The following is a 14809-nucleotide window of genomic DNA, read 5'->3' as shown; positions in this document are numbered from 1 at the left end:
CCACCCCCACTGCTCAAGTGGCCCATGCCGGACCGACCCCGCAAGCAGAAATGGTGCTGGACTGGGGCTCAGGAACTGACAAGCCGCTTTGACGAGATCGAATTCTCTCCTGCTGCGCGCTCGGCCGGACGCCGCTGGAGCGGGCGGAGTCTCTGCTGTGCGCGAGGTCGAATGGTCGATAAGCCTTCTGTTGCAGGTCTGGGAGCCGTCCTAGAGCAACTTTTGCAGACGCCGCAGACCACAACTCATGCAATCCCTCGAGGACCAGGCTTTTACGCATGGTGGTGCCAAAAACAGCACCTTGAGGACACCAGTGTTCCGCTGCCCTACGAGCAGCGGCCGCCGACACCTGCTGAATGGTCGCTGCTATATGTTGGCATCTCTCCCAGCGGGCCTGCGAGCACTCTAGACGTTTCCTCCCGGGTAGCGCGCAATCACGTGGGAGGTAACATCGGGAGCTCGACGTTTCGGCAAACGCTCGCAGTACTTCTGGTGGCGAAGCTTCGCTTACAGCCACGCACCGGAAGCGATCGTGCTCGGCTTACAGATGAGAAGCCTCCTTCGGATTGGCTCAAGCAGTCATGTGGCTTGACTTACGCCCTTGTCGCCGATCCGTGGCTCTTGGAACCTGCAGTGATTTCCGAGCTAGCTCCGCCTCTCAACATCTCGCATGGTTGCCATCCATATGCACAGGTCGCGAAGCGGACCCGGATGGAGCTACGCCGAGCCTGCGGGCTTTAGATTTCTCTAGCGGCCCTAGAATGGACACTAGTCGAAAACATGTTGAGCATCAGGCATGTGCATAGATCGCCCAAGAAGCTCAAGCAGCTGCGCTGCATTTAAAGATATCCACTTTCGTCTCAAGGCACCGCCTAAGGCTCAGGTCTGAAGTTCCTAACTCAAACCAACTTCCTGGCCGCTGATAGAAGTCTAGGCCTCGACCGATCTTTATCGTCCACCCATTATCGAGCCTAATTTCGCGGTCATGCAGATTCTGATTGATACTCACATCAAGCTCGACGTCAGCCTCGATGAGGCTCTGCTTCAGGTCCTCCAGCTTATTTCCAGCCTCGACGGCCTGTGCTTGATCTTCGAATGATGTGACCAGCTGTATCTTCTTGACCGTGCCGGCTTTCACAGCGGCTTCGCAGAAGCGAACAAAATTCTGGATCTGGTGCTGCAGCCGTATGTAGGGGTCCTCAATCACGATCTCTTTGGCACCGCGCAAATAGGGGCCCATTAGAGACTCATAACTGTATCCCGTATCGCCATACAGGATCGTGAAATGCTGTTCGCTGAGCTCGGCGCGTGTCGCCTCCAAGCCGACCACCGAAGCTGCAGGGCTCTCGGAGACCTGGTGAGTTTGTTCGCTTGCTGCTCTGGGCTGATCGATGACTTTTAGGGATCGCCGGGCTGGCTCTTGTGTTGCCGCCGCATGCTTCGACTCTGGACAAAAAACGACAATCTCGTCGCCATTCGCGTTGCGATAGGAAAGATGGATGGCGGCGAATTCGTCATCAGGTTTCCGTTTGTTCATTTGCTCTTTGACCCGCCGCCGGCACTCGACGGCATAAGCTACGTAGGTCTCGAACTCGGCGTCGGTGGGGGGGCCATCTGGATGGAGGATCTTCAGGAAAGCTGAGACGGTCTTCTTGATGCCCTTCTCGTCACGGCCCTCAACCGCTTTGCCTAATTTGATGCGGCGGCTGACCTCCTCGTAGCGATTGGTGTGCTTGAACTGAAAGTGGAAAGCCTCAGCAAGATAGTCTGTGATGAAGCCATAGCGGCTCGTCAGAAACTCACTGCTGTTCTTAGGCATCTCCCAGCCAGGAATATAAGCCGCGAACCGGTCCATAACAGCAAGGTCCAGCTCCGGCGGCAGCGGTTGGAAGAGGTCATACTCGGTTGAGTTCACAACCTGCTCAACCGACATATCGATGTTGCCTACGAAACTCAGACTGGCGTCTGCAATCACCTCGGCACCCCGAGAGAAACGACCATTCGCCATAAAGTCCTTCATGATCTGAATGGTGTCGGGATCACGGACCTTGATGCCACCGACCTCGTCGAAGGCGACAGTGTCCCAGTAGCCAACAAGCCCCACTTTCCGCCGAGCGTTATTGTAGAACAGGGTAGCCTTGGTCGCCTGACCGCCCGATATCAGCGTCGCGTAGGGCGAGAACTCACTGAAAAAGTAGGACTTTCCGGTCCCTCGCGGTCCCAGCTCAATATAATTGTAGTTGGGCTCTACGAGAGGCGCCAAGCGGGCCACATAGTGGAGCTTGACGCGCGAAGAGAGCTTGGAGGGCTCGAGACCGACTGAGCGCATGAGAACGTCGAGCCACTGATCACGGCTGAAGTTACGCCTCGTATCCGAGTAATGCTGGAAATCGAACCGGGAGAGCTGAATTGGCCGGAGATCCTCGATGTAGAATGCATAGTCGTCTTCATCGATGGCATTGTGCGCTAATGACACTTCCGCCCAGATACCGCCTTCTAAAAGCCGATCATTGTCGCGGTAAAACTTCTCTCCGACCGCGATGCGCTGAGAGTTGAAGTTCTCCAGAGACGCCCAGTGTCTCTTCTCCTTCTCGACAAAGCGAACGTGAACCTTGTCGATGAAGCGGTGCTTACCCTTGGTAGCCACCTTTGACTGAGCTGCATTGGCCTCATCCGGCCGAACGTAGTTGTCCTGCAGGGTGGCGAGAACGGCTTCCATTCCCGCGTCGATCTCCGCTTGGTCGTCGCTCGCGCAAAAGCGAGCGAGGAGAAACTCAAGAACGAAGGTGGGCACATTCGTGCCCTTTTTGATGCGGTGAAGGAGGTCTTTGCGGACGACCTTGCCATCGAACGCGGCAGTCAGTTGCCGATCCAGATCGTCCATTTCATTCATACTGTGTAATCCGTCTCAAGCTGCAGGACGCTGTAGCTCGCAAGCGTTGTCGGGTTCAGCGCTTTGACCGTGAACTTTCCTTCGAAGTCCGGGTCCATTCTCAAGCCGATTTGCTTACGCTCACCCGGCATTAGTGTGAGAGTTCGGGTGGCTGGATTCACGTCCCCGCCAGGGCGGGGCTCTCCGACCACGTCCCCCTTCGAGTTCTGGGCTTCAATCAGCACCTCGATGCTCTGGTCACGGGAGAACATGTCCTCCGCTTGCGCAGCGATCTCGATCACGGGGACTCTCGTGGTGATGCGCTTGGCACCACTCTTATAAGTTAGTTCAACCGTCAGCTTACCGACACTCAGCTGCTCTTCCGCGTCAAGCCGCGCAATCAGCACGGGGACAACTGCTTCGGCCAGTGACGCGCCCCCATGGAAGTAGAGATGGCCCGCACGATAGGGCGCCATGGTGCGAGGGAGCGCAACTTGAGGAAATTCCCCAGATATGCCGAGCCTCTCCGCATCCATAACGATGTTATGGCTATCGGACGTGCCGGCTCCCAGCATCATGCGATCATGTGCATTTACCGACCAGTTCCCCTGAGGTTTTGCACAAACGTCACCAGCCTCGGCCTGTGCATTCAGGAAGAAACCGTGATCGGTCACGATAACTGCGTCCTTGAACCCCAGGCCACGGAGTTTGTGGAGCGCAACACGAATGAGATTCAGTGTTCCCGGGATCAGGCTGAGAGTAGTCTCGGGATTGTTCTCGAGCTGACTGTCTATTTCAGTTGAGCGAAGGACGAGAAGGTCAACCGTATCTGAGAGCTTGGGCTTGCCGCGAACGAAATCATTAAGCGTCATTTCGTGAAAACGGTCCCCAAGCCGCTTTCTCAGAACATCCATGCGCTGGCTTACATTGCCAACCCGCCCTCCTGACAAAGACGGCGCGAGTGCCTCAGAGCTCAAGCCAAGCGACAGTTCCGCGCGAGCGCCTGGAAGTAGGCTCGCCATGCCCACGAGGGTGATGGTAGGAAGCTGAGCATAAGCAGCGTGCAGTTCGACGGGACCATCTTCGGAGAGCATCTTCTCCAGGGCAACGCCTAGCTCGTAGCGAAGCGCATCCACCATGAGATACGCCACGCGTCGGCCGCTCTCCTTGAGGCGAACTGAGATATGGCGATCGAAGACATCAGCATTCGCTAGACGTCCTTGAGGCGGCCAGCCGGCAGTTTCGAGGTGCTTCACGAAAGCTACTTGCACCTTCTCGGCCAGCTGTCGGTAGCGAGCTCGAGCCTGGGTGAGCACCTCTTGCATGACGCCATGCGGGTCTAAGAAATCTCCGGCAGCTTGCTCAAACTCGCGCTGAAGACGATCAGCCTCCCGGAGGCTTCCAATGTAGAAATCCAGGAGGTCGGCTTGGGCCCGGGCGTTCTCCGAGAGCTGCCGCTCAAAATCCTGGCAAGCCTCGATCAGGCTGAGACCTGATCGAACCAACGCCCACTGAGCCTGGCTTTCTCCCTTACCGAGCCAGACGGAGTTCTGATGTCGCACCAGCACCCGACGAGTGGCATCGGTATCCCCGGAGGTGATCCCCTTGATTGCAACCTTGAGGAAAGTTCGCTCCTCAAACGGGAAAGTATCCCGTTCCCCTAAATCGTCGATTGCTCCGCATTGCTGAGGAAGATCCAGCTCAGCTTCAATTGTCTCCGCTCGCTCGATGTATGTGTCGCGGGTTCTTGGATTGGTTCGAAGGCGATCGCAAACGTCTTCAACGATTGGTTTCGCCTCGAGCGGCGCCTGTGGCACTCCCTTCAAACTTTGGGGCAACTCCACGGGTAGGTCGAACACGAACTCGCTGAAAAGCACGAACCTCCAAAGCTCATCTGCCAACGCATTCCAGCTCTTACCACGCGTTTTGACGCTCATGCCGAGCGTCGCTTGCAGAAATTCCCGCGACTCTTCAGGCCAGCCGTCGTGAGAACGAAGCGCGTCTGATTGCGAACTCGTCGGTGCGAGAAGCGCTGCTAAAATTTCTCGGCCCGACTCTACCCTCATAGCCGATCTGAGCTGGGGCCACTTGGCTCCACCACCGATTGCATCAATCACCGAGAACGCTGGTGCACTCTTCGAACTGGCGAACACTCGCCGAATCTCGGTCGCGTGATCAGGCTTCGAGCGCAGACAAAGGCTCAGATAGTCGTCGCCGTCGCCGTCAGGAAAGACGGCCCCTGCATCAGCATAGAGGGAAAACGGGTCAACTTGCTTGCCCTCATCCGTCTCAGCGCGCTGCGCGGGCACGTAGATGAGCAGCCCCTCCAAACCGCCGTTGGGCCGCCCAACCTCACCCAGCGCCATCATGGCTGCACGCCGGCTCTCGATGCTGCTGACGGAACTATCTATCACCCGGATCTCTTCGTCCGCAACTGCAGCACAGATGTCTTGATAGCGGCGATCAGGGTCATAAACGACCATGCAGCCGCTCTCGCGTAAGCGAGGGCGAATGACACAATCGCGGATGAAGGCAGCGATGCTCATTCGGCCTCATCCTTCTTGCGAGCGCCTGCCTTCGCGCGCTCAGGCTCGGGCTCGACATACAAATGCTCCAAGCCATGTGCGATGGCGAGCGACTTGTCTGTCTTGCACTTCTCTCGCACTCGGTCGGGCCAATACGACATCGCGAGACGCGCCCAGTCATATTCGCCTCTTTCCAGCTTAGACCAAGTATCCTTCAGCACCTTCTGCCATGGCTTGTGGCGGAAGAATTGCCACAGCGGAGCGGCAGTGATCTGCACGCCGTCATCATGGTTTGGACGATAGGTCGGGGCGATCTGAAGCAATTTATCACGCAGATCGGTGAGCTCCGCCTCATGCACTCTGAGCAACTCGAACTCCTTATCGTCTACGCGCGTCCGTTCAGATCCCTTTTCGCGAAGCGCTGCCACCTCGCGATTTACGTGGCTCAATCTGGGTTCCACGAAGTCGTTTACAGCAGTGTAAAGAGTTTGCGTTGTGAGAGATGGATAATAGAGCCAAAGTGAATAGCTGCCGGAAGGCGTGGATAGTGGCCAGTAAATCGGCGCTCTCCGACGGCTCCTGCTGTATTTCTTCAGATGTACGGGGAAGAAGTCACGCTGCAGCCATCGGCGCACATCAAATGGCACTTCGAGATCAGCGCTCTGCAAAATCTCCTCAGCAAGATGGGCGAGATCAAATGGGTGCCCTTTAGAGTCGCACAGTATGCCCGCATTCAGTCGGAACGGCTCCGCGCCTTCCAGCAGCATTCCAGGGCTCCGGAGCGACAAGGAGTCAAACGGATCAGGTTCCGAAATGGCGGTACGTTGGCCAGTCGCAAGACGGTGATCAAATCGCCCGAAAGCGACTCCAACAGCCCATGACAAGCACTCAGCAAGAAGGTCATCTTGCGACTGGTTGGCTCTGAGAAGAGAGAATTGATCCACGAGATCGGCGCGATCCTCCGCGGAGATGTCTCTTTCACAAATGCCGACTATGCGATGACAAACCTCGTCCAAAGATCGGTAAAGATCGACCGCTTCGTCACGCAAAGAGCGCCGACCTAAAGAACCAACGCGGGACGTAGCGATCAGCTCTGGTAGAAGGAAGCAAGGTGAGGTTTCTTCGAATGAAGATAGCCGGCGAGAGATCGATATGCCCCTCTTTGCAGCGTCCGCCAGTTCCGCCTGATGAGCCGCAAGCCTTCTGAAGGAAATGGGAATTGCAGAGACAGCTCTGTTCTCGATCTTACGAAACCTACCGAAGACGTACACTAGCTCCTGCGCGACAGTAGATGCCAGAAAGGCAAGCAGCGCAAGATACCTTGAACGAGTCTCCTCTTCGTTGATATCACTATCCACCAAGAAGATTGAAATCGACTCAGAGGAGAAAATAGTGTTCTTTGGCAGAACGCGAGGTGAAAAACCCACGCTACTTACGTGATTGAAACAAATCCCCTTTCGCCCCCAATATCTGCTGCTTTGCATGACCTGGGCGTCACTTCCATATGCCTCCGAATTCAAGGCCCTTAATTGAGCGCCTGAATCACTCCACCTGAGAAAGATCTCAGATGGACTGAAGAAAGGTTGGTATTCGCCACCCTTCTCGTACTGCTCCCAATCAGTCACTGAGGAAGTGACCTCTGGGTAAATGCGAAGAAACCGCTCATCGTCGAAAGTATGATTTCCTGTCACAACCTTCGCTGTGTTAGGATCCAGCGATCTATCAAGCCGCCATTGTTTCAGGACATTTGGGGATGCATGAAGACAAAGCGGCCGACCTGGAACAGCCGCTATGTCCTTCAAGAGAAGGTAGTCTAGGCAGTTCTTCTCGATTCGACTTCGAAGCTCGACTTCCTTGTTTTCGATCTCAAAGAGGTCGGCATAGGCCATTTTTGAATCAGCCCTGGCACCACCGAGCACCGTAAGAGCAGTTTGCACTGCCGCATCGTCGAGAACATCGCTTCCGAGATCAATAATTGAGCGGGGAAGCTCGTTTAATATCATTCGCTCGCGTAGTCCTTTCATCTGTCGAGTATGAAAAAACTGCGACGAAGTGATCGCACCAATAAGCCCCGACGACCTCGTCAAGTCTATAGATCGCTCAAAGAAACCGGCGTATATGTCTTTCCACCCGTCGCTTCCGCTAAGCTTCATGAACTCTCTCGCGGACTCAGTTGGCTGCCCAAAAGGGGGATTCATTACAAGAACGTCGTAGGAATGCTTACACTGTTCTAGGATTCGTAGCCCTTGCAGTGCATCCTCTGCGAAAAGCCTGCCTTGATAGGAAGATTGAGCTGCGCGGGCGTAATCACCAAGGGCAACACGTAGTCGCTCCTCTGCCTTCCGCCACTGTTCCAAGTCGTCAGCCCGGAACAGCTCTCCCCGTTCGCCAAAGATATCCTTAATCAGCCTCGGCAGCTCCTTCTCGACCGGCAGAAGCAGCCCTAGGTCAGAAACCCCCTTCAGCATCAAGAGCGTCTTCTCGAACAGTTGCGCATCGAGAGGATCGAGTTCCTCCATGAACCGCTTACGCAGGTCCACTTCGGCTGGGGGCGCCACTGCCGCTACAACATGACCTCGTCCTACCTCCGGTCGGTCCTTGGCCTTTACTCCCGCCTCATGCCAAGCGCGCTGCGCACGCAGCCACAGCGCCAGCGACGCGATCTGCGCTGCGCGCGGATCAATATCGACACCGTAGATGTTCCGCTCGATGATTAGGCGCGGGACGTCGCTCCAGAATTGCCTTTGGTCGGCATAGGTCTGGCAGAGTGGTCTTAGGTCGGAGCCGCCCCCGGTCTCTCTGTCGAGCGATCTTGGACCATGGGCCTGTTCATACTCCCAAGCCTCTTTGTAGATTTCCAGAAAAAGGTCGAACGCGTAAAGTCCGAAGTGCATTGAGCCACACGCGGGATCGAGCAGCTTGATCGTGCGAGGGTCGCGAAGGTGCTCTGCAGGTTCAGCTCGCTCATCCCGCTTTACCAACAGATACTCGCATCGTTCCCCCAACACCGTTCGCCCGCCGGTCCAATCGAACCAGAGCCGTCCCAGCGTGTTGTCGACCAAGAACTCCACCACGTATCTTGGGGTGAAAAACTGATTGCGCACTGCTAGTTCACGGCTGTCGCGCGGAGCCTGCGAAGCATCCCGCATCGCCTTCCGCTCTTCCCTTGAATTGAAGTACTGGTAGATCCAACCTATGGTCTCATCCTCGCCCCAAAGCGGTTCGATCTCGCCGTGATTGAGCAGCTCGAGAACGCGAAGAAGAGCCGCCTCGCGAGGGAACAGACGGCCTTGCGCCGAGTAGCGATTGAAAAGAAATGGCAGATCCTGCGAAAGTTCGTCGAAGACGCTAAGTAAGTAAGCCTGGTACGCGGCGCCGGTTTCGCCGAGACTGCCTCCGGCAAGGCGGAGATAGAGCTGGAACCCTCTCGCCTGATAACCATTCCCCACGGACTCGATGAGGAGCCCGCGCGCTTCTGCCATGCGGAGAGCAGCCAGGCGGTTGAGAACAGTGAACGCCTGCTCCCGGACGATGCGATCGAGTCCCGCCCTCTCGTCTATCCCGGGAGCGGCGCAGTAGTGGGCCAGCGTTTCACGCAGGATCCGAGCTGTCTCGCGCTGCTGTTCGGTGATGTGCCTGAGACCATCGAGCGGCGAGACCATCCCGGAAGTAGGATCCATCCCGTAGTCAGTTCGGAGCTGACGTGTGAATTCCTCCTCGAGAATGCGCCGAACGTCAGTTACAAAACGTTGAAGGCGGGCGCGAGTCGCTTGATCGAACGCCATCGTCACTCGTCTCCATCAAGGACCAGAGAGACTTCGACTTCTTCAAAAAGAGCGATCTGCCCCTTCAGCTCGCTAAGCTTCGCGATGAGTGCATCAAGTTGGCCAATGGATGCGATTGTCGATGGCACGGAAATCGAGCGAGAGAGCTTTCCGCCGCCGGAGCTTTTCGATTTCGCAGTCTCCTCTTCTAACTCTTGACGGCGTCGTTCTTGCTGTTGCCGTGCAATGGAGCGCCTAAGCTCCTCGATCGTGTTGCTAATGTCGTAGTCCTGCGCCAGCAAATCCTTGAGGCCGGAGAGGTCTTCCGACGCGGTCCGCGCGAGCCCTTCTAATTGAGCTACCGCATTGCCACGCTCTTCCTGCGTGAGTCTGGCCCATTCTGGAAGGCGCTGCAAATCCTCGAAACCATCTTTCAGGCGGGCTCGTTGCTGTTCCGCAAGAGAATGCACGGTATGTCGCACACAGGCTTTGATCCGAGTGAGCAGCGAATTCAGATCGGCGGAGTGTTTGAAGAAGTCCTCTTTCCCCAAACGCCCAGATAAGCTCTCGAGATCTTCCGCTAGCTCCTTCTTGAGCTCCCCGGGCGCGCCAGAGCTGGGCAAGCTTTCAATTTCGCGACGGTGATCCTGGAGCTCACGGACAGTGGCATCGAGGCCGCTATCCAGTGCCCGCCTCAGTTCTGAGGCCAGCCTCAGGTTAGCGTAGATTGCGGAGTCTTCGGCTCCAAGTCGTTGCGGTGCGTCGGAGGCGTCCGTGAAGAGAACATCAGCGAGGTCCTGATTGAGAGTAGCGACCCTCTCGCTCCCCCCTAGCCCTAACCCGCTCAGCCTTTCGGACAAAGTCCCATAATCCAATTGAAAGCCTGGGAAATGCTGGGCCGCCGCCTTACTGATTTCCTGCTCAAGGGGGATCACTGTTTCTCCAATGAGTTCCGACAGTCGTTCGGCTGCGCGGCCTAGGGTCTCGTTAGACGGCCGTTCGTCACGAACTGCTACGCCAACACTTTTGAACGAGTTATTGGTTTTGAGCGCATCGATGGCCTGTTGACCCGCGGCGGTGACTTCTCGGCCGGAGACCTTGAGCTTAATCTCACCAGCCATCAGCATTGCAGCGAGAATGTAACGCGTCGTGTCAGGTGACCAGCCGAAGGGATCGTTGCTAAAGTCGTCGAGCAGCCTCTTCCCATCAACGGTGCCCCGCTTGTCGATGTAGTCGCGGATGCTGATCATGGCCTTATGGTCGGTGCGGAAGGTCACCCGGCCTGCTACGGCTTGTACTAAGCCAAGTGGATCCAAGCTGGTGCTAATTGCAGCAGGATTAGCAACCTTGAGGAACTTCTCAGCGACGTCGGTCCCTACCCGAACCGGCGCCTCTATATAGCGGTCGAACACCTGACCGCTGACGTCGGTTAGGAGCTTCTTTGCCGCTTCGAGAAGATCAGCGTCGAGAGCGGCTACGGCGGTGGCATGGCCCCGAAAAACAAACGAGCCTCCCTGCAGTGTCTGCCTGATTTTCGATTTGAGCTGCTGCGCGAACGTTGCAGCGCGGTCTACTTGACTGGCGCAGTAATCCTTAACCTCTTGGTCGGGCTCATTACGATGGAGCTCTACGATGCGCTGGCTGCGATAAATCTCGCTCGCGAGATCCTCCAGCTCAGGGTTCGCCCGAGACACAAGGCCAATGACATTGCGTCCGGTACGACCGCGCGAGTCGTCCAGCATCCGATTGCGAGCTGTCTCATAGTCGGCAGCGGGCACCAGCTCTACGACAGTCTGAATGACGTTCTGCTCACCGGCTAAGCTGGTCACCGTAGATCCAGCTTGCACCTTGAGACCTGTAGCGACTGCCAGGCTTCCATGAAGATTCACGCGTGGCAATGGCTCAAATGCACCGCGCAAAGCATCGTTGAAGGCGCGACGCACATCGACCGACCGCAAAGCCAATGCGCCACGCTCTTGCTCGATATCCCGGAGCTTCTCGCTCAGAAACATGAGGCTGCCGTTCTTCTCACCAAGCGGCACATGCACGTCTTGCAGCATCTCCTCGACGGCCTTCTGCACCTCCTCCACTCGTGATTCCGCTGTGACGGATGCGTGCATCAGGCTGGCGACGTTCTGCACTGTGACGGGCAAATTGCCGAGGATCTGCAACACGGCGACGGTTTTCGCGACGGCCTGGTGAAGCGATTTGTCGGAAAATCGAATGGTACAGACCTTGTCGACCGCTTGATGGATCGAAGGGAAAGCCCGGCGAACATCCTTTTCGAGTTCGTCGTAGAGTGTCACCGTCGTAGCCAGCCAGCCGACCGGCTGATCGGCCATAGCTGTCGCACCACCCTCGCCTTTGAGCACGTCCTGGACGACTTTGATCGCGGACCGTAGGCCGATACCTCCAGTCGACTTCGCCAATGCACCCAGGAGGTGCAAGAGAATGTCGAAATGCGCCGGAAGAAACGGGTAGAGATTTACGAATGTTTCTCGACTGAAGTCAGCGTCATAGTATTTCGCGTCTTGCAGCTTCGTATTGTGCCGCAGTGCTTGGCCATGAGCGTCAAAAAGGCTTCCAAGATGCTCTTCACCCACAGGAGATTTGCCAAGCAATCGCCGATAGCAGATCTCTTTGATGTCACTCGACTCAAGGTCAATCTGGATCGGAAAGCGATCGTTCAACTTAAACAGCTTGTCTGAGTTTAGAGCAGCGCGTGGATCGTCTTCGGTGAGCGTCTGCTGCGCCGTTGAGATGATCCAGACCTTGCCGTCGCCAATCCGCTTCAGATTTTTTGCCAACCCGTCGAGGTTCAGGATGAGGTTATCTCTGGCCGCAACGTACTGACCGACTTCGTCAATGATGAAGATGATGTTCTCTTTGCCGCTCTTCTCGCGGATGATATCGATCATCTCCTCAACGCGCTTGTCCTCGAACTGTATAAATCCTTCAGTACTCGAGGAGAAAGACGTCGTTGTAGGGAACAAGCCCGGATACATCTCGTGAGCAATCTTTGGTATCAAACCGTCGATCGCCAGCGGATTGTTTTGAACCCGATCCCACGTCGCCCCTGGCAGCGCGTCCACGACGCGCTCATGCAGCTCAGATGTGCGGCCATCCTTTTCGATCATTCGCTCGAACGCCGCCACCTTGAGATTTCGAGAATAGCCGGCCCACTGGAGGACTTTGAAATAGAGAACGGTCGAAACCTCCTCCATCGTTGCTCCGGCAAGCATCTCACTCGCTAGGTCGAGTAGAACGACTGCAGCGGGATAGCGTTGGACGACTGTGTTCAGCAGTGCCTTAGTTTGCGGACTCTGGAGGCGGTCCTGAAGGTGCTTGATGAACGGTGTGCCATCAATGGTTCGCTGATTATCAAACGCGAGGCCGAGGTACTTGGTAAATGAACTCTTTCCGGATCCGTAGAAACCTGACACCCAGACACCGATCTCGTGTCCGCCCCCTGTGTCCATCGCAAGCTGCATGCGATCCAGAAGCTTGCGGAACTGCTCCTCGATGTTGTCTGTGACCACATATTCGGAAATCTCGGCTTTCAGGCGTTCTTCCTGAGCGGCCCCATAGGTGATTACCTTCTCGATCGTCCTGTCGATGTTCTTAGACGCATCGAATAGTTCTCGGATCTTCACAACGACGCTCCCCGCTTTTACTCTTAACCACCCACATGCACGGAGCGGTAATTTCCATCCTCGGGATAGAAACCCAAAAACTTCAACCGAGTATTCCCTGTCCGTACACCCGGATAGAGGAACACAGTCGGCACATGAAACTGCCCCTGGAGCTGACTTTCGATCGCTCCAATCCTGAGAAAAGGATGAAGTGCTTCCAGATCCGTCACCAGAAGAAGCGCACTCGGCTTTCCCTCTAAGGTCCTAAGAGCATCCTCTAGCTTACGAAGTAGACCTTCGCTTGATGTCACAATGTCAGCCAGCGCCTTGTTGGTGCGCTTCCAATCAAGCGGGGCAGCTTTGTCCTGCGAGAGGCACAGACCCCAGAATGGGTCGTTCTCAAGGACAGCCCAGAGGCTCTCTGCGATGGAGAAAGTCCGGACGTCCCATCCCTCCTGGCGCAGCTTCGCGTGCCAGGCAGGAGTGTGTCGCTTTACCTCTAGAATCTGTTCCGGCGGGAAAATCATGTAATAAATCGGTTCGAAGCTGGCATGGCCTAGCTCACGTCCCCGCCGGATTCGCTCACATAACTCTTCGAAGTTAGCCTTCAGCGAGGACATCGCAAAGCGCCTCCATGCTCTTGTGTTTCCAGCTGATGCGGATGACGTCCCCTGCCGCTTGGATGAGTAAGAACCCTCTCAGCGCAAGCCCCTTCAGCTCCTCGAGCACGTCTTCCCTGGCGAGGCCGAAGATATGCCATTCAGGGTGAGCCGTGATCGCGTTATCACCCAAACCACCGAAATGAAGGTCGTGGGCGAGATAGGCTGATGTGAGGAGGGAAATGCGAGGTGGTGATATCGTTCGTAGTGAACGTGAGCCAGATTCAAGCAGACCGTAATCCGCGCAACATCCGGTCAGGTAGGCGGAGACGCGTTGAATGGTTGACTCCGACCAGCGCTTCGCAGTCTTGCCATCATCTATAGCTCGTTCGACGAATGCGCGCGCATCTTCACTGCCTACCTGACTGTAGCCGCCAGCGTAGCGAGGCCAGTAAACGTCTTTGATAAAGTCGCTCAGGATTGGGTTCGCTCGACTTGTAAAAACCAGCATCAACTGGACAAGATCAGACCGAGGCGCTGTGAGCGACAGCTGTTTAAGGTGCCGGGCCGGAGCGCCCTCTGAAACTAGATACCGAGGTGCAAAACACTCTGCGACGACGTTACGAAGCCGTCTAGCGGTGATCGTCGGGAAACGCCCTGAGGCCAGTGCAACTTGGTAGAGCTTGGCAGACGACATTCCGGTCTCCCAAAGCTCGAGCAATGTTTTCGTCTCGTCGACTAAGCCCAAACCGGCCTGCAGCTGGGTCGTGTAAAAGGCTCGATCATTCATGGGAGAAGGTATGGGAATGCTCGCTCGTTGTTGAGAAACGACGAACGATAGACTGCTGCAATGCCTTGCAGAGTCGCTCTGCTGTATATTTCGCTCACACTCCCGACCGATGCCGGCCCGAGCGCCTCGACAGTGGCGCTGCCGGAAACATCCTGAAGGGCTCCGAGAGCAGAATCTTCATTATCGGGGGAGTAGATCGAAGATCCGCGATCAAGCGACTGCATCGCCGTATGGAGGTCCTGCTCCATCTCCTCGGGTAATCGAAACAGATGAAAGGCCCCTGCGCTCAAGTGCTCATCGTGGAACCGCCGAGCTGCTTCCACTACCCCGTGGTACTGAGCAGTCCGGAGAGTTCTTGGAAAAGCCGGTTCTAAGAACAATCGACTGGATTGGTCGAAGAATGAGCTTGGCCACCAGGCGAACTGCGCCTTCTCGCCAAGGTAGCCGATCAACAATCTGAGCTGAAGGATTGATTGCAAGGCTGAAGACGGCTTGTCAGCCACCGGCGAATACCCCGCGATCGAAGTGGCCAAAACCGTAATCAACACTCATATCAGCCCCCCTAATTACTCGACCGGAGATCCAGCAGTCGATGGCCGCCGGAGGCGAGCTCACCAGAAGAGCGAC

The 14809-nt window shown here is 56.1% G+C and carries 8 protein-coding genes; 1 reads left to right on the top strand and 7 read right to left on the bottom strand.

What is annotated here, in order from left to right; all coding sequences use genetic code 11:
- The first annotated feature begins 24 nt into the window (after positions 1–24).
- On the top strand, positions 25–741 hold the full coding sequence (locus tag GGQ97_RS14715; protein WP_425338716.1) for a GIY-YIG nuclease family protein: 717 nt from the start codon (positions 25–27) through the stop codon (positions 739–741).
- Between the two features lie 79 nt (positions 742–820).
- Here the strand turns inward: GGQ97_RS14715 and brxL are convergent, their stop codons facing one another.
- The 7 genes from brxL to GGQ97_RS07795 are packed head-to-tail and all read right to left on the bottom strand — an operon-like array spanning position 821 to position 14730.
- A complete protein-coding gene (gene brxL, locus GGQ97_RS07825; RefSeq protein WP_209022813.1) occupies positions 821–2893 on the bottom strand; it encodes a BREX system Lon protease-like protein BrxL in 2073 nt (690 codons plus the stop codon).
- Positions 2890–5418, bottom strand: coding sequence for a PglZ domain-containing protein (locus GGQ97_RS07820; RefSeq protein WP_168068514.1), 2529 nt, complete (start codon positions 5416–5418; stop codon positions 2890–2892). The genes brxL and GGQ97_RS07820 overlap by 4 nt, the downstream gene beginning before the upstream one ends.
- Complete coding sequence (gene pglX, locus GGQ97_RS07815) at positions 5415–9182, bottom strand: BREX-1 system adenine-specific DNA-methyltransferase PglX (RefSeq protein WP_168068512.1); 3768 nt, start codon at positions 9180–9182, stop codon at positions 5415–5417. Before pglX ends, GGQ97_RS07820 begins: the two co-directional genes overlap by 4 nt.
- Positions 9183–9184: 2 nt before the next feature.
- A complete protein-coding gene (gene brxC, locus GGQ97_RS07810; RefSeq protein WP_168068510.1) occupies positions 9185–12814 on the bottom strand; it encodes a BREX system P-loop protein BrxC in 3630 nt (1209 codons plus the stop codon).
- Between the two features lie 23 nt (positions 12815–12837).
- Positions 12838–13413 carry a BREX protein BrxB domain-containing protein gene (locus GGQ97_RS07805; RefSeq protein WP_168068508.1) on the bottom strand — a complete coding sequence of 192 codons (576 nt, stop codon included), beginning with the start codon at positions 13411–13413 and terminating at the stop codon, positions 12838–12840.
- The gene (locus GGQ97_RS07800; RefSeq protein ID WP_168068506.1) at positions 13394–14182 is read right to left on the bottom strand and encodes a DUF1819 family protein; all 789 of its coding nucleotides are present in this window, start codon (positions 14180–14182) and stop codon (positions 13394–13396) included. The genes GGQ97_RS07805 and GGQ97_RS07800 overlap by 20 nt, the downstream gene beginning before the upstream one ends.
- Positions 14179–14730, bottom strand: a complete 552-nt coding sequence (locus GGQ97_RS07795; protein ID WP_342448482.1) for a BrxE family protein — start codon at positions 14728–14730, stop codon at positions 14179–14181. Before GGQ97_RS07795 ends, GGQ97_RS07800 begins: the two co-directional genes overlap by 4 nt.
- Positions 14731–14809: the final 79 nt, after the last annotated feature.

Origin of the sequence: Sphingomonas kaistensis, assembly GCF_011927725.1 — a bacterium.
Classification (GTDB): domain Bacteria; phylum Pseudomonadota; class Alphaproteobacteria; order Sphingomonadales; family Sphingomonadaceae; genus Sphingomicrobium; species Sphingomicrobium kaistense.
This window is presented reverse-complemented; position numbering and strand designations above follow the sequence as displayed.